Genomic DNA, 20,929 nt, shown 5'->3' with positions numbered 1-20,929 from the left:
CGATGAGTGACCCGAAGGCAGTCGGCGTGACCTTGCTGGTGCTGTACTCGCCGCAGCTTGAGGAATGCCGGCGCTTCTACCAGGGCCTTGGCCTGGACTTCGCCGCAGAGCGGCACGGCCAGGGCCCCGAGCACTACGCCGCGGTCCTTCCAAACGGCATGGTGTTCGAGCTCTACCCGGGCTGCCCTGAACGTCAGACAGACGCACTGCGTCTGGGCCTGGCCGTCGACGGCGGCACGGCTGCTCCGCCACTCACGCCAGGACGCCACATCCTCACCGACCCCGACGGCCGCACGGTCGAAGTCCACTCAACCTGAGCACCGTCAATCGCTCCCCAGGTCGTTGACCGTGTCGGACAGCAGCCCATCCGAGGCCGCTCGTAGGAGTGCTCTTCTTCCCCTGCCGTATCGAGCGCTATGGCACTCGGGGTACCTCAAGCTCAGGTAAGGCGTTGCGCCATTTCCATGGCCTCCGCGATCACCCCACCGGAGAAGAGCACGAGAAGGCAACTGCTTCGTCGTCCTCTCGAAGGCGCCGGTATCGATGATCCCGAGCGTGTTCGGCCAGGAAGGGCTCGGGGATGTGCTCAGGGTTCGAGCAGGAGCCCGAGGGCATGAGCGAACTCTGCCGGCTCGGCGCTTGCGCCGAGATGATTGCCGGGCATGTCGATCAGAGGTAGGTCTAGAAGTTCAGCGAGTGCTTGGGTCGCCCGACGTGCCATCTGGTGATGGCTCAGCGCGCCAGCGCACAGCGTCACCGGAACGTGACGGATGGCCTCGATGTCGGGGACGTAGAAGACCGTGGGGCCGGCCATCCGCCCCAGGAAGTAGCGGTTCTTGTCGAGTTCCTCGGCCGGTAGCTCGGGTAGCGCCATATGGGCGGGAGGCGTCTGATCTGGTCCTGTGTGGTGGGCAGCGCCGCTGAGGTCGAGGAACTCTTGCGCTGCCCGCTGAGGGTCAGCCTCTGCAGCCTTGAACGCTGCGGCGGCTCGGCCAGTCAGGTCTGTGTCATCCAAGAGGGACACAAGGGGCGGCTCATGCAAGACGGCCCGGCCGATCACGTCAGGATGCTGCTTGCCCAGCTCCAGCAGCGTCACGGCACCACCACTGGTACCGACGAACAGGGCGGGCCCTCCGGTGAACCTGTCGACAAGTGCAGCAAGGTCCTCGGCAAGGACCTGGGGCGTGGGCGCGGCCATCCCTGGGACCGCACGGCTGGCACCGATACCACGCGGATCGTGGGTGACGACGGTGAACCGGCCTGCAAGCTCATGAGCCAGCGCCGCGAAACCGGCCCGCCCAGCCGGCGCCCCGACGAGGAACAGCAGTGGCCCCTCACCCTGGACACCGAAGGCAATCGTGCAGTCCGGTCGGTCGAGAAAGTCCACCGAACTCGTAATCCGATCACTGAAGTCCGCGATCTTCCGAGTGATCACATCGAGCGCACGGTCCAACTCCTCGCGTCTGTCGCGCACGCGCCGGCGATGAGCCGTCAGCAACTCCACTCGGAGCCTTGCCGGATCAGCCACCTTGTCGTCAGCGCCTGTGAACTGCGCGATATCGGCCAGTGGCATCCCCGTCTCACGGAGATGAACCAGCATGCGGATCAGCTCCACATCGGCCGTCGTGTATTGGCGACGCCCCGCACTGTCGCGCCGTGGAGACGGCACCACCCCCTGACGTTCGAAGTACCGCAACGTGTCGGGCTCCAGACCGATCCACGCCGAGACCTCCGCGATACCAAACAGCTCATGTGCCTCACTCATGCCTCAAGCCTCGCCCTTGAACCTCGGTTCAGGTCAAGCGATCGTCAGCCGACCGCGGCTTCGACAAACCCAATTGACCGATGCCGGGCCGATCGGCGAGCCAGGCCGCCAGGCTCGATGCCTCCCGGTCGGGCAGCAGGTCGACAGGACGGCGGGTCTCGACGTCGACGAGTACGGTGCCGTAGTGGCGACCCTTGCGGGTGGCGTACTCGTCAACGCCGACCACACGCGGGGCGGGTATCTCCGGCTCGGGAAGGGTGTCGACCAGGCGCAGGACGGTGGACCGGCTGACGCAGCCCCCGAGCGCGGAGCTCAGGCGGGCGTCGGCGCGGCCCGCCAGGGCGAGACCGATCGCGGCCAGCGTCGCGCGCAGCCGCTCGGTCCGCTGACCGTGTCGACAGGTCAGGCCGGGTATCTGCTCGACGAAGGTGCGGCGGATGCACCTCGCCGCACGCGAACCGGCGGACCCTCAGCTGAAGAACGTCACTGCCCGGCCGGTGCTCGGGTGAGTCCGGTTCCGACCTTGGTCAGCATCTGGCCGAGGAGGTGGAGGGCTCGTGCCCGCGTCGGCACTCCGCGCGCTGTTCCCGCCCAGTAGGCGTCGGTGAGCTTCTCGGTCGCCGCGAGGATCCGGTCGTCGTCCCGGGTGGCCAGCACGAGGACGAACCGCACGCAGTCGCCGATGTCGGTGTCCTGGGGGTGCTGGAGGAGGAGAGTCTGCAGCCGCGATGTCAAGGCGGGCAGGGTGCGGTCCGTCGGGAAGACGACGGCGAGGCCGGCGAGGGCGAGGCAAACCGCAGGGCTGACGCCCGGTGGCGGCGTGTGTGTCGCCGGCGACGGGCCGGGCGTTCCCATCGACGAGACGGAGGGCGCCAGCGTGCCCGGGCTCGAAGCCCTGCTCACTCAAATGCAGACCAGAGTGGATACCGGAGGCCACCGCGACGTGCCGCTCGGGCGCGGGCGCAGTCTTAACGGTGCGCGCCCAACTTGCGCTCTTTCAATGGGTATTGACAGCTTTTCATGTGTTCTGTCATGTTCTGCTAGCTTCTTCCGGCGAACGAGCGAGAGGTGATCTCATGCGACGAACCGAGTACGACACGGGCCAGGCGGCCAAGCGCGCTTGAAGGTGCCCGTGACGGCCTTCCGGTGGGCCGGCACATCGGGCTCGTCCCTGCCCCCGCCGCGTCCCCTTCCCGGTGGTCCCGGGCCGCCGTGGAAGCGATGGATGCCGCCGCAATCCACGCCGCAATGCCCGCCCGGCCGCTCCTCGGCAGCACCACGGCCGACCGCATCGCCGCCGACACCCCGCTCGGGCCGGAGCAGGCCGCCACCCGCCTGAAGGTGCGCCGTGCCGACTTCGACCGCATGGTCCGGCTCGGATGGATCCGCTCCCCGCAGTCGATCGAGGTCCGCCTCGGCACCAGCCGGGCCGGGGCCGTCGACGTCGCCCTCTGCACCACGGCCTCCGTCGACGCGAGTCCCGGCCCACCCTGAAGTCGACTGGGAGCACGCACGGTGGAGAAGAGCCGACGCTCTCCGCTCGCCTTCCCCGAATCGGCACCCGCGTGGGCCTGCGGATCCGGCTTTGATCAGGGATCTCTGTTCCGTACAGCTCTTCAAGCGCCATCACCATCTCCCCCATATCGCTGTACCTCGCTCCTTGGGCACCGTTTTGCCGGATCGGCAACAGGAGTGGCATAACCGGGCCGCGATGAGTGACGTTGGGCCCATGACCGACAACATCACAGCAAGATCACCCGCGTCCGACACTTCCTTGCCTGGCGACGGATACGTCGGAGACCCCGCAGTGCGGGCGGAGTGGGACAACCGGTACGCCGACCGGCAGCAGCTGTGGAGCGGCCGGCCCAACGGTGCGCTCGTGGCCGAGGTCGCCGAGCTCGCGCCCGGGCGGGTCCTCGATGTCGGCTGCGGCGAGGGCGCGGATGCCGTCTGGCTCGCGCGCGGCGGCTGGGAAGTGACCGCGCTCGAGGTCTCGGGCGTGGCGCTGGAGCGGGCGGCCGGGCACGCGCGGGACGCAGGCGTCGCCGTTCGCTGGGTACATGCCGCGCTGACGGAAGCGGCGCTCCCGCCGGCCTCCTTCGACCTGGTCTCCGCGCAGTATCCAGCGCTGCTCGCGGCCGTCGCGCCCGGTGGCGTGCTGCTGCTCGTACACCACGCGGGGATGGACACCCAGCAGCCGCACGACAGCGGCTTCGACCCGACTGACTACGTCTGGCCCTCGATGGTCGCCGCCCTGCTCACCGATGACTGGAAGGTGGAAGTGAACGAGCAGCGGCCACGTGTGGCACCTGACGGCGGCGCCGGTGCGCACCATACCGACGACTTGGTGCTGCGTGCGCGACGGATGCGCTGAGCCCCCCGACTGCCAGGACGGATGTTCACCGCGTGCGATCCGGTGTCCCCCGGCAGACCGAGGGCCCCGGCCGGGCTACGGACGGCACGATTCACGGTGACGTCGGGTATGGGAACCGTCCGAATGCCAGCGGTCCTGAGTCATTGTGCCGCTCCGGACCTGAGTCAGCCGTCGTGTTCATGTTGACGTTCCTCATTCGTGGATCCGATGTTGCGGCCCTTGATGAAGCAGTCGCGGGGCTGAGCGACTGCGAAGAGGGGCGCACTCCGCGAGCGACTGCACCATGAAGGCATCCCTGGCCTCACGCGGTGTGGTCTCCCACTCTTCGGAGAGCGGATCAGCGTGAAGTGCGGCGGCTGGCGAGCGAGACGGTGTGAGTGGCGAGATGGAGGATGTGGGGCGGTACGGGGACGTGCTCCGAGAGCGCCGGGTCCGGTTCCGGTTCGCCCCATTCCGTACGCATGGGGAGAACGCCTGCCCATAGGCCCAGTTCGGTATCGGGTCCGTCGCCGTCGTCCGGCGGGCCGGTGCGCACCTTGACGGAGGCCTCGTCGAGAGGGAGTGCCAGCAGTGCAGTCGCCGCGAGTTCCTTGCGGTTGGGGAGGCGTGCGTAGCCCCACTGGCCCGCGGCGACGTGCTCGGTGAGGCACCGCAAGCCGTAAAGCTTCTCCTCAGGGTCGGTCACGGCTCGCGGTATGCCGTAGATCATCGCGCTGCGATAGTTGACCCCGTGCTCGAACACCGAGCGTGCCAGGACGAGGCCGTCGACGTGCGTGACGGTCAGGCACACCGACGCGTTCGGCGCGGCGAGCAGGCTCCGGCTTGCCACCGAGCCATGAAAATAGACCGTGCTCTCATCCACTCCGTACACGGTCGGGACCACCATCGGGGCGCTGTCGACGACCACGCCGAGATGGCACAGAAACCCCGTGTCCAGGATGACGTCGAGATCTGCCCGGCTCCGGCTGCCCTGCTCCCGCAGGCGTCGATGGCGGGTACGCTCCGTGACGGGCAGGGGGGTGTCTAGTGTCTCCTCAGTCATGCTGGCAGAAGCTATCGATGTTGGCGATTTCAAGCTACTGATCTGACGATATCCGTTGGAAGTAAGGCGTTTCACGACGGATACTGTTGCCCGGGTCTGGCATCGAACCCCTGGCCGCGGGGTGCTCGCTGTTCACGCTGCAGCCACTCCTCCCCGGCCAACTCTCCCGGTCCTGCGCAGGGTCGGCCCATGAGTTGGCCAAAAACCCACGGGTCTGTCCGCCAGAAGAAGAGCCTTCAGTTTCCGCGAGCTCGCGGGCTCTCTGTAGTGGATCTGGCCCGGGGCGGACGGACAGCCGCCGCGGACCACGCATGCGAACCTGCCGGTCGCGGCGGCACCGTACGTCAGCGCCGTGCGTCCTCCGGGGCGTCCAGGAGTGGCAGGCCGGCCGCGTACCGGCGCAGGTATCGCGCAGTGGGAGTGTCCGCTCCGGCGACGGTGTCGGGGGTGCCTTGCGCGATCACTGCGCCTCCGTTGGGGCCGGCTCCCGGTCCGAGGTCGATCACCCAGTCCGCGGACGCGGCGACGGGGATGTCGTGTTCGGCCACGACGACGGTGTTGCCGGAGTCGAGCAGCATGTCGAGCGCGTCGACGACCCGCTGGATGTCGGACGGGTGCAGGCCCGAGACGGGTTCATCGAGGATGACGAGGCCGGCCTTGCGGCTCGTCGCGCCGCGCTGGATCGCGGACGCAAGTTTGAGGCGCTGGGCCTCGCCGCCGGACAGTTCGGTGGCGCTCTGGCCGAGTCGGAGGTAGCCGAGCCCGACCCGGTCGAGCGCAGTGAGGGTCTCCGTGAGCTGCCGGGGTTCGGTGAAGACCTCCCCGGCCTCGGCGACGGTCAGGTCCAGCACCTGGTCGATGGACAGCCCCCGGTAGGTGACCTCGAGGGCCTCGGGTCCGTAACGTCGGCCGTCGCAGGTATCGCACACCACCCACATGTCGGGGAGAAAGTGCATGTCGACGAGTCTGCGGCCGTAGCCGGTGCAGGTCTCGCAGCGGCCGCCGGTGGTGTTGAAACTGAACCAGGAGGCGTCTATGCCGCGCGCGCGTGCCGTATCGGTGGCGGCGAACAGTTTGCGGACGATGTCGAACGCCTTGCTGTACGTGGCCGGGTTGGACCGTGGCGTGCGTCCGAGAGGTTCCTGGTCGACCACGGCGACCCAGCCGAATCCGTCGAGTCCGGTCACCTCGCGCACGCTATTGGCGGCCGTGCCTTTGAGGGCGGCCGCCGCGCCCCCGGCAAGTGCGCCCAGGACGCTGCTCTTGCCGCTGCCGCTGACCCCGGTCAGGCAGGTGAGCCGCCCGGCAGGGAGGCGCAGCAGGTCCGCGGCCGCGTTGTGAGCGCGCAGGTCGTGCAGTTCCACCCAGTCGGCGTCGTCGCGGACCGGGCGGAGGGTGCGGCGCAGCCGCGGCCCGTTGCCGGCCAGGTAGTGGCCGGTGACCGAGGCGGGGTCGGTGGCGGCCAGGGCGGGTGGGCCGGAGACCAGGACCTCGCCGCCGAGGCGGCCTGCGCCGGGTCCCATATCGATGATCCAGTCGGCGCGGGCGATCAGTTCGGGGTCGTGTTCGACGAGGAGGACGGTGTTGCCGGTTTCGCGCAGCTCCAGGGCGATGGCGAGAAGGTTTTTCTTGTCTGCCGGGTGCAGCCCGACGCCGGGTTCGTCCAGGACGAAGATGACGTCGCTCAGCTCGGTGCCGAGCTGAGCGACGAGCCGGGTGCGCTGCGACTCGCCGCCGGACAGTGTGGCGGCGCTGCGGGACAGCTGCAGGTGGGCCAGGCCGAGCCGGTCCAGGAGGCGGAGTCGGCGTCCGAGGTCCTGCAGCAGGGGCTCGCCGACGGTGCGTTGCCGGGTGTCGAGGGAGTCGGCGAGGTGCCCGGCCCAGCGGCGGACCTCGTGTACATCCACGTCCAGCAGGTCGGGGTAGGTCTGGCCGCCGAGGCGTACGGACCGGGCGACCCGATCGAATCCGCTGCCGTGGCAGGTGCTGCAGGGCTGTTTGCGCATGTACGGCAGGTAGCGCTGTTTGGCTTCGGCCGTCCGGGCGTTGACGAACACCCGTTCCACCTCGGCAAGTGCGCCGCGCAGCGGTTGGCTGGAGGTGTAGGTCATTCGAGCCGTCTCGTTCTTGTTCGGGATGTCGACGGTGGCCTCGACCGCCTCGTCGCCTGTGCCGTGCAGGACGTTGTGCCGGAATGCCTCGGGCAGCGACTTCCAGGGGCGGCTGAGGTCCACGCCGCGTCTGGCGGCGAGTGCGGGGACGAACACGTGCTCTCCGGAACGCCATTTGGCGTACCAGGGGGAGGCGCCTTCGAAGAGGGGGAGGTCCGGGCGGGTGACGATGAGGTCTTCCTGGGGCTGCCAGTGTCCACCGGCGCCGTGGCAGTCCGGGCAGCTGCCTTCGGGGGTGTGGCGGTCGAAGTGCGCGGTGGTCAGGGGGTCGGCGCCGGTGTCCGCGGCCGGGTCCGTGTCCGGGCCGATCCGTGGGAGGCGCGAGTAGAGCATGCTGAGGTGCCCGTCGATCCCTGTGATGGTGGCGACAGTGGAGCGGGGGTTGCGGTTCAGGCGGCGTTGGTCGACCGCGAGCGTGGCGCCGAGGCCGAGGATGCGGTCGACCTTGGGGCGGTTGCGCTGGGTGATGTACTGGCGTACGAAGGGCGAAAGGCCCTCCAGGTAGCGCAGTTGGGCCTCGCTGTGCAGGGTGTCGATGGCGAGCGAGGTTTTGCCGCTGCCGCTGACGCCGGTGAAGGCGACGAGCCGGCCTTTGGGGATGCTGACGGTCACGTCGCGCAGGTTGTTGGTACGGGCGCCGACGACGTGGATGGTGTCGCGCGTCTTGTCGGTTCCGGCAGGGGGGGTCGGCATGTGCGGGTCCGGTAGGGGCGGGTTCACGCCTCGTCCGCCTTCCCGCCGAGCTTGGCGAGGTCGGGGGCGAACACGGCCATCCACTGCGGGTGCAGTCGGTAGAAGGCCACGTCATTGTCCCAGTCGAAGGCGTCGTCGCCGTAGAAGTCCTGGAAGTACGTGAGCAGGTCCGGCCAGTCGGCGGCCGGCTCGCCGTCTCGGGGGTTGAGGAGCTCCGCGGTGCCGTGTGTGAACACGCCCAGGTCCCCGCGCATGTGCGCGGCGCTGACGGTGGGCCGGGCGGCGAGGTGCCGGGCCTTGGCGGCGCCGCGCGCGGTGCCGAAGTGCCATGTGCCGTGCAGGAAGTGCCCGTCCACGCCGCTGACCCGCGGCTCGCCCTTTGCCGTCACGGTGGACAGCGCAAGCGTGCACATGCCAGTGAGTACACCGGTGAGGTGCTCGGCGGTGAGCGTGCGCTCGCTGCTGATGATCGACCGCAGGTGCGCCGTGGAGCGGGCGAGCGAGGCGTCGAGGAGGGCTTGGAGCCGGTGGAGTTCGTCGGGTGTCTCACGCATGAGGGTCCTTGTCTGTCCGTCGTTCCGGCCCGCGCCACCACGACGCCGACCGGCGCCCACACTGTCTCCACGAAACTGGACACCTTGTGTCGTATTTCTTGTGGTGTTTTCTGCACCCTGCTGCGCCCGGAGCCGGGCGGGCATCAGAACGGCGGATCCTCCGACCTCGGGTGTGTCGTCGGTATGGCGGGCGGCCCGGGCGGAGCGGATGCCGGGCGTGGGGGCCGGGGCGAGGGCGCGCCCGGGTCACGTCGGTCGTCGCGCGGGCGGTCGGCGACGGCGGTGCTGGTCCGACCCGCCGTGGACGGGGTCGTGGTCGGGCCGATCCCGGTTACGGCGACGGCAGTTGCTGCTCGTCGCGGAGGCGGCGGTCCAGGACGGTCACGAGGGCGCCGTTGGTTGCGGGACGGTCGGCCGCGGGGCGGGCGAGGGTGCGCGGGGATTCCGTGCAGGTGTGCCTTTCACCGCCCGTGCGAAGGCGAGGGCGGTCGGGGGGACACGGGAGCGGTGCCAGATCAGCCCCAGTTCGGGGGGGCAGTCCGTCGACCGGGACGAAGGTGACAGAGCTGCGCCGCCCGTGGTAGTCGGCCGTGGATCGGCACAGCAGCATTGTGCCCCGGTTCGCCGCTGCCAGACTCAGTCCCTCCTGAAGGGTGTTGACCAGCGGGCCTGCCGGGATCGGCCGCAGCTTCGGAGTGTGGTCCGGGGCCTGTGTCAGGCGCCAGTACGCGGGGGCGGGGCCGGGCTTGTCGCCCGCGCCCACACTGATGAGCCGGCAGTCGGCCAGCTCCTCCGCCGACACCGACTCCCGGGCCGCGAACGGGTGCCGGGCGGACACGGCGAGGGTCTGCGGCTGACGGGAGAAGACCGGCCCGAGCACCAGGTCCTCCTCCTGTACCGGCAGGAGGACCACCGCGCAGTCCACCTCCTGGCGGCGCACCGGTCCGAACGGGTCCGACAGCGGGATCTCCGTCAGTTCCAGGGCGCATCCCGGGTGTTCTTCCTCGAACAGGGCTATCGCCTGGGCGAGGTAGTCGTCGACGGTGCCCTGGAAGCCGATCCGCAGTACCCCGCCCGCCTCTGTCCGGGCGGCTGCCAGGGCGGTTCGCGGGACGCGGGGGCTGGCCCGCGGTCGCCGCCGTCTCCGGGGCGACCTTCACGGTGGTCACCTCCGAGATGCTGCCGGTGGGGCTGCTCACTCCCCTCGGCAACGCGCTTCGTGTGAGCGAGGGGACCGCCGGTCTGACCCTCACCCTCACGGGTCTGGTCGGTGCGGTCTCCGCGCCGCTGCTGACGCCGCTGCTCGGCCGGCTGGACCGGCGGGCGCTGCTGTGTTCCATGATGGCGCTGCTCGCGCTGGGCAACCTGCTGGCGGCGCGGGCTCCCGGCTTCGGGGTGATGGTGGTCGCCCGCGTTCTTGTCGGTGTCGGCATGGGTGTGGTCTGGGCGGTCGCCGCCGGTATCGCCGTACGGCCTGTGCCGGGCGACGGCGTCGGGCCGGCCACCTCGCTCGTCTTCAGCGGGATCGCGGTGGCCTCGGTGCTGGGCGTTCCGGCCGGTACGTACATCGGTGAACTGGCGGGCTGGAAAGCTGCGTTCGCCGTTGTCGCGGCTCTTTCCGTGGTGGCTCTGATCGCGCTCGCGGCGCTGCTGCCGCCGCTCCCGGCCGAGCAGGTCGTCCGGTTCGGCGGCGTGCTGAAGCTGGGCGGCAATGCGCGGGTGGCGACCGGGCTGGGCGTGGTGGCCCTGCTGGTGACCGGGCACTTCGCTGCGTATACGTACGTACGGCCCGTGCTGGAGGAGATCTCGCGGGTCGGCCCCACGATGATCGGCACTTTGCTTCTCGTCTACGGCGTCGCCGGTGTTCTCGGGAACTTTGTGGCCGGTGCGGGGGCGGGCCGCTTCCCGCGCGGCACGCTCCTGGTGATCGCCTTCGTCCTGGCGTCCACGGTGGGACTGCTGCCGCTGCTCGGCGGCTCGGTGCCGGCAGCCGGGGTGCTGCTCGCGGTGTGGGGCGTCTCGTACGGGGGCGTGTCAGTGAGTGTCCAGGCCTGGCTGCTGGCTGCCGCGCCGCAGGCCCGCGAGGCGGTGTCCTCTCTCTTCGTGGGTGTCTTCAACGGGGCGATCGCGTTGGGCGCGCTGGTCGGCGGTGTCGCCGCGGACGGTGCCGGGGTCGAGGAGGTGATGTGGCTGGGCGGTGGTCTGGCGCTCGCCGCCCTGTCGGTGGGTGCCCTGGGCCGGGCCCCGGAGGGCGGCCGGCCCGGTTAGACCGCTGCGGGTTTCCGGGGCGGGGGCTGGACCGCCGGGGGCGCAGCGTGCCGTACGCGGTCCGGGGGTTCCTTGGCCGAGGGGCAGGAAGTCCCGGGTCGGGCGGTGTGGGCGGGCGCGGCGCCTCGCCCGCGGTCATGGCCGCGGGTAGCCCTCCGGCCCCGGGGGTCCTCGATCTCGTCCGGCAGCTGGTTTCCGTTCAGGGTGTGCATGGTGCGGGGCCGGCGGTGGCCGTGTTCGGGCGCGTCGAGGGCCCGGGTGAGGAGCACCTCGGCCTCGCCGTGGAAGCCGATGCGGTGCAGGCGCGAGGACCGGGCATGCGGCGTCCGGGTCCCGGTGTAGCGGTGGTCCCGGTTCTGGATTCCTGCGAAAGGCGTGGGCGGGGAGAGGTTAGGAGGGGTGGCAAGCGCTCCGTTCGCCCAGTCGTCGCACGTCTTCAGTGTGGTCGCGGGGCGCCGGACGAGTGCGTGCTCGCGGGCATGTGACGTACCGTCCGCCGCCGGATGGGGGCAGCGGAGAAGTGGTTGACGTGATCCGCACAAACCCCCTTTCGCGAGCGATCTTGCGAATGACACGATCGGGGCGGAGTACGCGTCTTGTACCCATCTCCCGACCGAAAGTGTGACTGTCAACAGATGCCCATATCCCTCGGTGCGGCGCGCCGTACGGCAGGTGCGGCTGTGCTCTCTTTGGCCATCGCCCTGACCGGAGTTGCCTTCCCCGCCACCGCTCAGGCGGCCGTGACCTGCTCGGCCGGTGTGTGGAAGGCCCAGTACTACGCCAACACCACGTTCACCGGCGCTCCGAAGGCCACTGTCTGCGATACCTCCATCGCCGAGAACTACGGCCTCGGCGACCCGGCGGGCGTCGCCCTGCCGCGGGACAACTTCGGCGTCCGCTGGTCCACCAGTCGCAACTTCGGCTCCGGCGGTCCCTTCGATCTCACCGTCGCCGTCCAGGACGCTGCGCGGGTCTACCTCGACGGTCACCGCAAGATCAGTCTGTGGCGCAATGTCAGCCGGACCCAGAAGAAGACTCTTCGTCTCACCATCCCGCGCGGGGTCCATACCTTGCGTGTGGACTTCGCCGCCTTCACCGGCACTGCCAACATCGCCTTCGCCTACAAGCCCGTCATCGGCGCCGCCTACGACAAGACCGCTCCGCTGGCCCCGGCGGGCCTGAAGGCCGGCTATGCGGCAGGCACTCTGAAGACGACCCTGTCATGGTCCCGCAACTACGAGCTGGACCTGGCCGGCTACCGCGTCTACCGCCGCACCGGCAGCACCGGCGCCTGGAGCCGGCTCAACAGCACGCCGATCACCGGCGCCGCCTTCACCGACACGCCCCCGGCCACCGGCGCCACCTACGAGTACGCCGTCCGTGCCGTCGACCGCTCCGGCAACCTCTCCCCGCTGTCCTCGCCGTCGCGCGTCGTCAGTGCCGACAGGACGGCGCCTGCCACCCCCGTCGGGCTCGCGGCCACGTACGACGGGTCCGGTGCCCGGCTCTCCTGGCCTCCGGTGAGCGGGGCGAGCTCCTATGAGGTGCAGCGGTCCCTCGCGTCCGAGGGGCCGTTCTCCTCCATCGCCGTCCCCGCTCGGAGCACCGTCCTGACCGACGTCGACGCCGCCGTGGGTACGACCTACTACTACCGTGTGCGGGCACTGGACGGCGCGGGCAACGCCTCCCCGTACTCCGTGCCCGTCCGGCTGGAGGTGACCGAGCCCAAGCCGCTGCCGCCGACGAGTGTCTCCGCCAACGGCCGGGTCGACCGCAGCACCGTCGGCTGGCGGTACGACGGTGACGCGTCGCACCGGTTCCATGTCTACGCCGCGGAGTCGGCCGCCGGCCCGTGGACCCGGCTGACCGGGACCCCGGTCGCCGGCCCGGGCTACGACGACTTCTCGGCGCCCATCGGGCAGGTGCGCCACTACCAGGTCAGGACGGTCACGGTGCACGGCACGGAGTCGAACCCGTCGGCGACGGCCTCGGCCACGCGCACCGGCGACGTCACTGCGCCGCACATGCCGTACGGGTTGAACGCGTGGAACGGCACTGATGGTGTGCACCTCGCCTGGACGGCCAACACCGACGACACGGACCACTACCTCGTCATGCGCAAGCCGATGTTCGGCGCGTGGGAGCAGGTCGCCGTGGTGCGGGACGCCGGGTATCTGGACGCCGGCGTGCCGGTCGGCGAGCAGTTCGGCTACACCGTCCGCGCCGTCGACACGTCCGGCAACGTCTCTCCCCTGCCCGAGCCCGGTTATGGAACCGTCTACGGCAAGCGCCTGCCGGTCTACGGGAAGCCGGCCGCGCCCGCCTCGGTGACCGCGACGGCCGAGAACGGCAACGTCACGGTGGGGTGGACCGCGAGCACGTCGACCGATGTGGCCGGCTACTACGTCTACCGCACCACCTCTTCGGACCCCGCGTCGGCCTACGCTGTCTCCCCGCTCGTCACCGGGACCACGTTCACGAACGAGAACGTGCCGGCCGGCCAGACGTGGCGCTATGTGGTGCGCGCCGTCAGCACGCACAGCATGTGGTCCGACTTCTCGCCGACGGCCGAGGCCGCCGTGCCCTGCCCGGTCATGACCGCACCGGCCACTCCCCCGGTCACCGGCGGCAGGGGCGCGGACTACGTCCGGCTCAGCTGGGAGGTCGGAGCGTGCGACCAGGGCGCCACCGTCTCGTACAACGTCTACCGGTCCACGTCCGACTCGAATGTCTTCGCTCCTGAGCACCGCATCGCTTCGGGCGTGACGGAACGGACGTACACGGACCCCGGCCTGGCTCCGGCGTACTACTACTACGTCGTCACCGCCGTGGCCGCCGACGGCACCGAATCGGCTCCGCAGGCGCGGCCGTTCGGCATCTCGACCCAGAGTCCCTGACGCCCCGTCCGGCCTCCCCGGACCCGGTCCGGGCTGGTGAACCTCACCTCGGCGATCTCCGCCACCGGCATGCGCTGCGCGGACAGCAGCGCCATCGGGGCCGGGGGGTGGTATCAGGGGGTGGTCGGCGTGCCGATGCCGTGCAGCAGGGTGTCGACCACGCGTGTGGCGAGGGTGTCCACGGCGGCGTCGGTGTCCGGTGCTTCGGCTGCTGCTTCGTGGATGAGTGCGTAGTACACGCGCCGCGCCCAGTCCAGATCGGTGTCGGGCCGCAGGAGTCCGGCGTCGCGAAGCCGGGTGAACAGCCGCTCGCACTGGGCCAGGACCGCGGCGTGCATGCGTGCGACTTCGGGGGCGTCGGTGGGGAGGGCGCTCATGGCGAAGCCCCATCCGATCTTCACGTGCAGCACGTTCGCGGTGGCCTGGTAGAGCGCTACGGCAGGTGGGGTGGTGTCCGGCCGGGCAGCTTCGACGGCGTCGTGGAACTGTTGTGTTGCCCATGCGGCCAGTGCTGCGATCAGGGCCTCCCGTGAGGCGAACCGCCGGTGCACGGTGGTCCGGGCGACCCCGGCAGCCTCGGCGATCTGTTCCATCGACGCCGCTGGGTTTGCGGACAGTACTCGCTCCGCGGCTTCGAGGATCGCGCGGACCGTGCGTTCGGCGTCGGCGCGGAGCGGTTTGGCGGAGGCTGGCAGCGCCATGGGAGTACGGGCCCCTTCTGGTTCGGCGGACGACCTGACGATGGTACATCTATGTGTCGACTCTCCAAGTAGTTGCAACAACCGTGTTGCATGTTCTACGTTCTCTGCGACAGACAAGATGCTCTTATTCGTGGGGGGACACCATGGATCTGCAACTGAACGGCAAAACCGCCCTGGTCACGGGTGCCAGTCGCGGCATCGGGCTGGCCGTCGTCCGGGCCCTGACCGCCGAGGGCGTCAGGGTCGTCGCGGCAGCCCGCACTCCCGCCCCGGAACTGGAGGCGGTCGGCGCGACGCTGGTCGCGGTGGACCTGTCCGACCCCGCCGGAGCCGAGAGCCTCGTCACCCGGGCCACGGCCGAGTTGGGCGGCATCGACATCCTGGTCAACAACATCGGCGGTGGTGACGGCGGTCTGAGCGGCGGCTTCCTGGACCTGACGGACGCACAGTGGGCACAGGTGGTGGACCTGAACTTCTTCGCGACCGTCCGTGTGACCCGCGCGGCCATGCCCGCCCTGCTGTCCGCCCGCGGCGCGATCGTCAACGTGTCCTCCATGGGCGCCCGCGTGCCGCACGGCGGCCCTGTCGCCTACACGACGGCCAAGGCCGCACTGACCGCGTTCAGCAAGGCCCTCGTCCACGAGTTCGGCCCGAAGGGGGTACGGGTGAACACCGTCTCGCCCGGTCCGGTCCGCACCGACATGTGGGAGAGCCCGACCGGCTACGGCGCCGAGCTCGCCGCGTCCATGGGCATCCAGCAATCCGACCTCCTGGCCGGCCTGCCTACGGCGATGGGCATGCTCATCGACCGGCTCGTCGAACCGGACGAGGTCGCGGCCCTCGTCACATACCTCGTTTCACCGCTCGCCGCCGCGACCACCGGCGCCGACCATGTCATCGACGGCGGAGCGATCAAGACCGCCTGAACACCTTCCCTGTCTCTCCAGTCGCGATCGGGGAGACAGGGCCCTGGGTCTTGGGCCTTGGGCCGTAGGTCATGCCGGTGACGTCCCCTTGCCGCGGTCGCGGATCATCTGGCGGAGGCTGCGGTGAACCCGGGCGCAGGTCGGGCAGTTGCCGGCGCGCTCTCGCGACCAGGTCGCCGGACCGGGACGTCTTGCGTTGGAGCACACTCCAACTCCTAGGTTCGGCAGCATGCGATACATCAGACTCGGGACGACCGGACTGGAAGTCTCCGCCATCGCCCTCGGCTGCATGAGCTTCGGCGAGCCGGACCGGGGCGGCGAGCCCTGGTCGCTGGGCGCGGACGCCAGCCGGGACATCATCAAGCAGGCCCTTGAGAGCGGTGTCAACTTCCTCGACACGGCCAACGGGTACAGCGCCGGAAGCAGCGAGGAGATCGTCGGCCAGGCGGTCAAGGACTTCGCCCGGCGCGAGGAGGTCGTTCTCTCCACCAAGGTTTGGATGCGGATGCGCCCCGGTCCGAACGGTGCCGGGCTGTCCCGCAAGGCGATCTTCGCCGAGCTCGACGCTTCCCTGAAGCGGCTGGGGACCGACTACATCGACCTGTACCAGATCCACCGCTGGGACTGGGACACCCCGATCGAGGAAACCCTCGAGGCGCTGCACGACGCGGTCAAGTCCGGGAAGGTCCGCTACATCGGAGCCTCTTCCATGTACGCCTGGCAGTTCGCCAAGGCCCTGTACCTGGCTGACCTGAACGGCTGGACCCGGTTCGTGTCGATGCAGGACCACTACAACCTCATCCATCGGGAAGCGGAGCGGGAGATGCTCCCGCTCTGCGCCGACCAGGGCATCGGCGTGATCCCGTGGAGCCCGCTGGCGCGGGGCAGGCTGACGCGGGCCCGGGACACTGCTACGGCGCGCGCTGAGACCGACGAGGGCGGCAGGATCCTCTCCCGCGACGGGGACCGGGCAGTGGCCGAGCGCGTCCACGAGATCGCGGGCAGGCGGGGTCTGTCGCCGGCCCAGATCGCCCTGGCCTGGGTCATGCGCAACCCGGTGGTGACCTCGCCCATCGTCGGGGTCACCAAGCCTGCCCATCTGGCCGACGCCGTCGCGGCGGTGGACGTCGAACTCGACCACGACGAGGCCGCCTGCCTGGAGGACCCCTACCAGCCGCACGAGGCCGCCTACCTGGAGGAGTCCTTCTACAAGCAGCGGTCCGTGGCGGGCTCTCGGTAGTCCGCGCTACAGGGGCCTTCGACGAGACTTCAGTTCGCCGACGTGCGTGTCAGGGACCAGACGGACCGGTGCGGCGAGCAGCGCGGCGTGCGCGAGGACCGGCAGGTCGAGGGGGTGAGAAGGCCTGCGGCTTCTTCGCGGGCGGCCAGGCGTCGACATCGGTCTGGACGTACCGCCGGCTCGCCGGGTGAGCTGTCGCGTACGGCTTCGTCGCCCTCGTGGTGGGGATTCGGGAGCGGTCGCTGTCAGAGGGCTGTACGACGGCCGACCGCACTGGAGAGGGCGGCTCCGGTTCTGAGCCCGGGGAGGCAGATCGTTCGCCGCGCGCTGTGGGGCGGCCGCCCCTGATGTGTGCACGCTTCCCCGGAACGCCTGTCTATTTCAAGTCCTTGAGCAGATCGATGAGTGCGTCACCGTGGGTCAGCTGAGGGTGGTGTCCGGCACCCGGTACCGAGACGAGGTCGACATTCGGGAGCGCGGCAAGCTCGTTCGCAGCGCTTCGGTCGAGCGGGTCATCGCTTCCCGTGATGATATGGACGGGGCCGTCGAACCGCCTGAGCGCTTCCCGCAGCTCGGCGCGCCAGCGCTTCGATCCTGAGCGTACGAGCTGGCTGGCCACGTGCGCGGCACGGCCACGTCTGAGGTCGTCGACCGTGGTCGCGAGCGCCGCCGCGCTCGTATCCGACCCAGTAAGTCGACGTGACAGCTGGTGTGGATCCGCGTGTCGCAGGTAACTGCGTACGAACGGCCGCAACCTAGTCCCCCCGTCTGCAGGGGGTTGCAGGAAGAACGGTGCGATCAGCGTGAGGGATGAGACTCGAGCCGGAAGCCGGCCTGCCGCGAGCACGGCCGCGGCCGCACCGATGGAATGGCCGATGAGTTCGACAGGTTCCTCGCCCAGTACCGCTGGCAGCCAGCGTTCCCAGTCCCGAATGCCCGATCCGCCGCTCAGGCCGAGGCCGGGCAGATCGACCGCTCGCGCGCCGATGCTCGCGGCGACGTCGGCCCAGGTATCGGCGTTGACCGGCAGGCCCGGCAGGATCAACCTGCTGGATCCAGGTGCGCCGAGTTCGAATGTCCGCACACCTCCTGCATCGATGAACCGCCGGTCGTCGCCCTTCGCCGCCCCGAACCGGTGCGCGGCCATGTAATCCGCCCAGCGTTCGAGCGAGATCCGTACGTCGGGCATTGGAATGCCATGCCTTGCGGCGAGTTCGATGGCGGGCCCCGTCGGGTATCGATCGGAGGACAGGAAGCCAAGGGTCTCCGGATCCGCTTTGGTGACCCGTTGGGGAAGGTGCTTGATGACACCGACCGGGATCCTCAAGCTCGGGACCTTCGCGCCGAGGTGCTGACCAACCTGGGTGAACAGGTCCGCGAGCGGCGGGGTCGCATCGTCAAGGATCCAGAACGCTTTGCCCGCAGCATGGGGATCGACCGCTGCCGCGGCCATGAAGTTCGCCATGTAGTCGACCGTCAGGACCGGGACGAACGTGGACTTCCCGGCGGGGAGTGCTGACGCGGTGCCGCGCCACATCTGCTCGACAGTGGTGGCGATCCCAATGTGTTGATCTGACTCACCGGTTGTGCTGTCGCCAATCACGGTGGCCGGATTGATGATGGTCCAGGGAACCCCACGCTCGGCGGCCCGGGCTTGGAAGATGGCATCGGACTCGACCTTTGACGCCTCGTAGCCACCCAGCTCCGCATACACCGCCGCGCGGTGCTCGTCCGACCAAGGCACGGCAGCGGGATCCTGGCCACCGACGCGGTAGCCGGAAATGTGCACCAGGCGCTGCAACTGCGTGAGATCCGAAGCGAAATCGATCAGCTTCTCGACGATGCCGACGTTCGCGCTGCGCGCCTCCTCAGCCGGCATTCCGAACCGGAAGGAGCCGGCGCAGTTATGGATCTCGGTCACGTCCGCGAAGGCCGCCGTGCCGCCCACCAGGATCTCAGGTGCGTCGAAGTCGACGATTGCCACGTTGACGGGTTGTGTCAGGCCGTGCGTGCGGAGCCATCGCATGACGCGAGTTCCTGATTCGGCAGTGCGCACCGCCGCGGTCACGTTCGCGCCTGCTTCGGCCAGGGTCATGACGAGGTGTCGTCCGATGAGCCCGGATGCTCCGAAGACCAGTGCGTGTCGTGACGTTCCATGGGTTCTCATCGGGTCTCTTCCGTGTTGTTGACGCGATGTGCGATGAGTTCGGACACAACTTCGGCGGCCGTGTGCAGCGGCTGGGTGCTACGCGTCGCGCGGGAGACAATGACCGCGCCCTCGATCGTCGAGACAATGACGGTCGCCAGGCTGCGGGCGTTCTCGGTAGCGATCCCGTTCGCTTCGAGGAACCTCGCGGTCAGGGCGATCCATGATTCAAAGGCCGTTGCGCAGGCGTGGCGCAGCCGTTCGCTCTCCGCACCCATTTCGAGCGTGACGACGGATACCGGGCAGCCGAGCCGGAAGTCGCTCTCGCCCACGATGGTGGCCAGAGTCTCGACGACGGTGCGTACCGCTGCGGCAGCGCCCCCCGACGAGGCCACGGATTCGGCGATCAGAGCCTCGAACTGCTGAGTGGCGATTTCGATCGCGGCGGCCCCCAATCCCTCCTTCCCGTCGGGAAAGTGGAAGTAGATCGATCCCTTGGGGGCCGCGGCGTGCTCGATCACTGCGTTCAGGCCGGTGCCGCTGTAGCCGCTGGTTTGGATGAGTTCGAGCATCGATTCGGCGAGCCGGGCCCGGGTCCTGTCTCCCTTGGATGTCATACCCAAAGAATAGACCGGTCTATATATTTTCTGCAAATGATCCGCCTCGGCCCGGGGTCTGGAAGCACTCCTCGACGCTCCAGCGGGCACCGGCGACGCGGACCGGTTCGGACAGAGGTACGTCGGTGGGTGACCAGCACCGGTAGCAGGCACGGGCAGTTCGGCGGTGGACCGGTTGCGTCGGATGAGCAGGTGGTGACGGCTGCTGGTGCCGATGTGGATCCAGGCCCAGTCGTAGTACGCGGAAGCGCTGATTGCGGTTTCGGCCGACGCCGGCGTGCCCCGCACCAGTGTCCGGGACACGCCGCTGAACAGCCCGGGCTGCCGCCGGGTGTCCGGGACGGCCGTTCACTGTTGTCTCGTCCGTCCTCACCAAGCACCGTGCTTCGGGAAGCAGGTAGCCGGCCGAGGTCGGCAGGACCTCGCCGTGCAACGTCATGTTCCGTGAAAGGAATCAGTGGTGAGAAGACACCATCGGGGCTTAGGAATCGCGGCGGCATGCATGGCCGCGCTCTTGGCGTTGGCCACTCCCGGCGCCGCCGATCCAGGACCGACTCCCCCACCGCGGGACGACAGCGCCACCGAGACCGTGTACATGGTCAAGGGGTACGACGACACCGGGGACGTCCCCGGTGTCAGCTGTGCCTACCGCTGGAATACGGCGATCAAGGCCCTCAAGCAGTGGGGCTGGAAGAAGAACAAGGGGACCTTTGTCCGGGTCGGCTTCTACGCCAAAGACACCGGCAGCTGTGACATCAACCTGGCCAAGAAAGACGGCACCCGGGATCTGGGCATCAAGGAGCTGGGCCGCCGACTCGCCTGGAACATCTACCTCAACCACTCCCAGTGGGGCCGTACCGTCGACGTGATCGGCCACTCCATGGGCAGCCTGATCATCAGGGCGGCTCTCGCAGGCACCGAGCGCCACGAGAAGAACTGGCCGCCCTACGTCTATATCGAGGACGCCGTCACCCTCGGTGGTCCCCACCACGGAGCATGGGTCGCAGAGTTCTGCGGCATCGTGGACAACAACCGGCAGTGCAAGGACATGGCCGCGACGTCCGACTTCATGGCCTGGTTGCGCAGAACTGACGCCGCGCAGGGAAACGGCGGCACCGACTGGACGGCGATTGGGTCTGAAGCGGACGACGCGGTCCTGCCGGGAAGTTCGACTCCGCGCGGTGTCGGCATCCGCCACCTCGTGCTCTACCGCGAGGAGGCGGGCATCGAGCACAGTGACCTGCGCGTCCTCACCAAGGGCAGGTACCCGATGAGGTACTCCAATGACGCCGGCTCCACCTGGACGGACATGCGCGCGGGAGCCGCACCGCTGCGCGCCGCCTTCCACGCCCTGTACTTCCACTCCCGCTGGTGAGCCTCGCTCAGGGCGGACGGTAGCCGCCGCGGCTCAAGGTCTCGCGCCTGGAGCGTGCGAGGCCTTGAGTGCCACATCTCATGCGGCCGTTCACCGCCGCAGGATATGGGCGTCGTCTGATGTCCACGTGAGTCGGCCCGTGAGGGACCCTGGTCCGGCC

At 69.3% G+C, this 20,929-nt stretch carries 16 protein-coding genes and 3 pseudogenes; 8 read left to right on the top strand and 11 right to left on the bottom strand.

What is annotated here, in order from left to right; translation table 11 throughout:
• Positions 1–2: 2 nt before the first annotated feature.
• Positions 3–317 (top strand): glyoxalase/bleomycin resistance/dioxygenase family protein, encoded by a 315-nt coding sequence (locus ACWC97_RS32605; RefSeq protein ID WP_450653279.1) that lies wholly within the window; start codon positions 3–5, stop codon positions 315–317.
• A 269-nt stretch (positions 318–586) separates the two neighbouring features.
• Here the strand turns inward: ACWC97_RS32605 and ACWC97_RS32600 are convergent, their stop codons facing one another.
• From ACWC97_RS32600 to ACWC97_RS32590, 3 genes and pseudogenes are all read right to left on the bottom strand, one after another.
• On the bottom strand, positions 587–1,765 hold the full coding sequence (locus ACWC97_RS32600) for an alpha/beta fold hydrolase (protein WP_450653278.1): 1,179 nt from the start codon (positions 1,763–1,765) through the stop codon (positions 587–589).
• Between the two features lie 79 nt (positions 1,766–1,844).
• A pseudogene (locus ACWC97_RS32595) lies at positions 1,845–2,247 on the bottom strand (transposase); the annotation flags it as partial.
• 1 nt (position 2,248) lies between these two features.
• The gene (locus tag ACWC97_RS32590; RefSeq protein ID WP_450653276.1) at positions 2,249–2,500 is read right to left on the bottom strand and encodes a hypothetical protein; all 252 of its coding nucleotides are present in this window, start codon (positions 2,498–2,500) and stop codon (positions 2,249–2,251) included.
• Between the two features lie 341 nt (positions 2,501–2,841).
• On the opposite strand from ACWC97_RS32590, the pseudogene ACWC97_RS32585 reads away from it, so the two are divergent.
• Both ACWC97_RS32585 and ACWC97_RS32580 read left to right on the top strand, forming a co-directional pair.
• Positions 2,842–3,331: pseudogene (locus ACWC97_RS32585) on the top strand (hypothetical protein); the annotation flags it as partial.
• A 163-nt stretch (positions 3,332–3,494) separates the two neighbouring features.
• The gene (locus ACWC97_RS32580; RefSeq protein ID WP_450653274.1) at positions 3,495–4,139 is read left to right on the top strand and encodes a class I SAM-dependent methyltransferase; all 645 of its coding nucleotides are present in this window, start codon (positions 3,495–3,497) and stop codon (positions 4,137–4,139) included.
• 337 nt (positions 4,140–4,476) lie between these two features.
• Here the strand turns inward: ACWC97_RS32580 and ACWC97_RS32575 are convergent, their stop codons facing one another.
• The 4 genes from ACWC97_RS32575 to ACWC97_RS32560 all read right to left on the bottom strand — a co-directional run bounded on the left by ACWC97_RS32575 (position 4,477) and on the right by ACWC97_RS32560 (position 9,659).
• A complete protein-coding gene (locus ACWC97_RS32575) occupies positions 4,477–5,181 on the bottom strand; it encodes a pyridoxamine 5'-phosphate oxidase family protein (protein WP_450653272.1) in 705 nt (234 codons plus the stop codon).
• Between the two features lie 344 nt (positions 5,182–5,525).
• Positions 5,526–8,045 carry an excinuclease ABC subunit UvrA gene (locus ACWC97_RS32570; protein WP_450653270.1) on the bottom strand — a complete coding sequence of 840 codons (2,520 nt, stop codon included), beginning with the start codon at positions 8,043–8,045 and terminating at the stop codon, positions 5,526–5,528.
• Positions 8,046–8,068: 23 nt separating this feature from the next.
• Positions 8,069–8,599 carry a pyridoxamine 5'-phosphate oxidase family protein gene (locus ACWC97_RS32565; protein ID WP_450653268.1) on the bottom strand — a complete coding sequence of 177 codons (531 nt, stop codon included), beginning with the start codon at positions 8,597–8,599 and terminating at the stop codon, positions 8,069–8,071.
• A gap of 331 nt (positions 8,600–8,930) precedes the next feature.
• Positions 8,931–9,659, bottom strand: coding sequence for a LysR substrate-binding domain-containing protein (locus tag ACWC97_RS32560; RefSeq protein WP_450653306.1), 729 nt, complete (start codon positions 9,657–9,659; stop codon positions 8,931–8,933).
• A 20-nt stretch (positions 9,660–9,679) separates the two neighbouring features.
• On the opposite strand from ACWC97_RS32560, the gene ACWC97_RS32555 reads away from it, so the two are divergent.
• On the top strand, positions 9,680–10,867 hold the full coding sequence (locus ACWC97_RS32555) for an MFS transporter (RefSeq protein ID WP_450653304.1): 1,188 nt from the start codon (positions 9,680–9,682) through the stop codon (positions 10,865–10,867).
• A gap of 680 nt (positions 10,868–11,547) precedes the next feature.
• Complete coding sequence (locus ACWC97_RS32550) at positions 11,548–13,764, top strand: fibronectin type III domain-containing protein (protein WP_450653266.1); 2,217 nt, start codon at positions 11,548–11,550, stop codon at positions 13,762–13,764.
• Between the two features lie 113 nt (positions 13,765–13,877).
• Here ACWC97_RS32550 and ACWC97_RS32545 read toward each other — a convergent pair whose 3' ends face one another.
• Positions 13,878–14,465, bottom strand: coding sequence for a TetR/AcrR family transcriptional regulator (locus ACWC97_RS32545; protein ID WP_352280459.1), 588 nt, complete (start codon positions 14,463–14,465; stop codon positions 13,878–13,880).
• A gap of 143 nt (positions 14,466–14,608) precedes the next feature.
• On the opposite strand from ACWC97_RS32545, the gene ACWC97_RS32540 reads away from it, so the two are divergent.
• Positions 14,609–15,391, top strand: a complete 783-nt coding sequence (locus ACWC97_RS32540; RefSeq protein WP_385213274.1) for an SDR family NAD(P)-dependent oxidoreductase — start codon at positions 14,609–14,611, stop codon at positions 15,389–15,391.
• A gap of 229 nt (positions 15,392–15,620) precedes the next feature.
• Positions 15,621–16,631: an aldo/keto reductase gene (locus ACWC97_RS32535; protein WP_450653264.1), complete on the top strand. Its 1,011-nt coding sequence runs from the start codon at positions 15,621–15,623 to the stop codon at positions 16,629–16,631.
• A 376-nt stretch (positions 16,632–17,007) separates the two neighbouring features.
• Here ACWC97_RS32535 and ACWC97_RS32530 read toward each other — a convergent pair whose 3' ends face one another.
• From ACWC97_RS32530 to ACWC97_RS32520, 3 genes and pseudogenes are all read right to left on the bottom strand, one after another.
• Entirely contained in the window at positions 17,008–18,798 is a 1,791-nt protein-coding gene (locus ACWC97_RS32530; RefSeq protein WP_450653262.1) for an alpha/beta fold hydrolase, read from the bottom strand.
• The gene (locus tag ACWC97_RS32525) at positions 18,795–19,394 is read right to left on the bottom strand and encodes a TetR/AcrR family transcriptional regulator (RefSeq protein ID WP_352280456.1); all 600 of its coding nucleotides are present in this window, start codon (positions 19,392–19,394) and stop codon (positions 18,795–18,797) included. The genes ACWC97_RS32530 and ACWC97_RS32525 overlap by 4 nt, the downstream gene beginning before the upstream one ends.
• 58 nt (positions 19,395–19,452) lie before the next feature.
• Positions 19,453–19,637 (bottom strand): annotated as a pseudogene (locus tag ACWC97_RS32520) (IS701 family transposase); the annotation flags it as partial.
• A 259-nt stretch (positions 19,638–19,896) separates the two neighbouring features.
• Between ACWC97_RS32520 and ACWC97_RS32515 the strand changes: the two are divergent.
• Positions 19,897–20,769 carry an esterase/lipase family protein gene (locus ACWC97_RS32515; protein WP_450653260.1) on the top strand — a complete coding sequence of 291 codons (873 nt, stop codon included), beginning with the start codon at positions 19,897–19,899 and terminating at the stop codon, positions 20,767–20,769.
• Positions 20,770–20,929: the final 160 nt, after the last annotated feature.

Source organism: Streptomyces sp. NPDC001108 (assembly GCF_053598535.1).
This window is presented reverse-complemented; position numbering and strand designations above follow the sequence as displayed.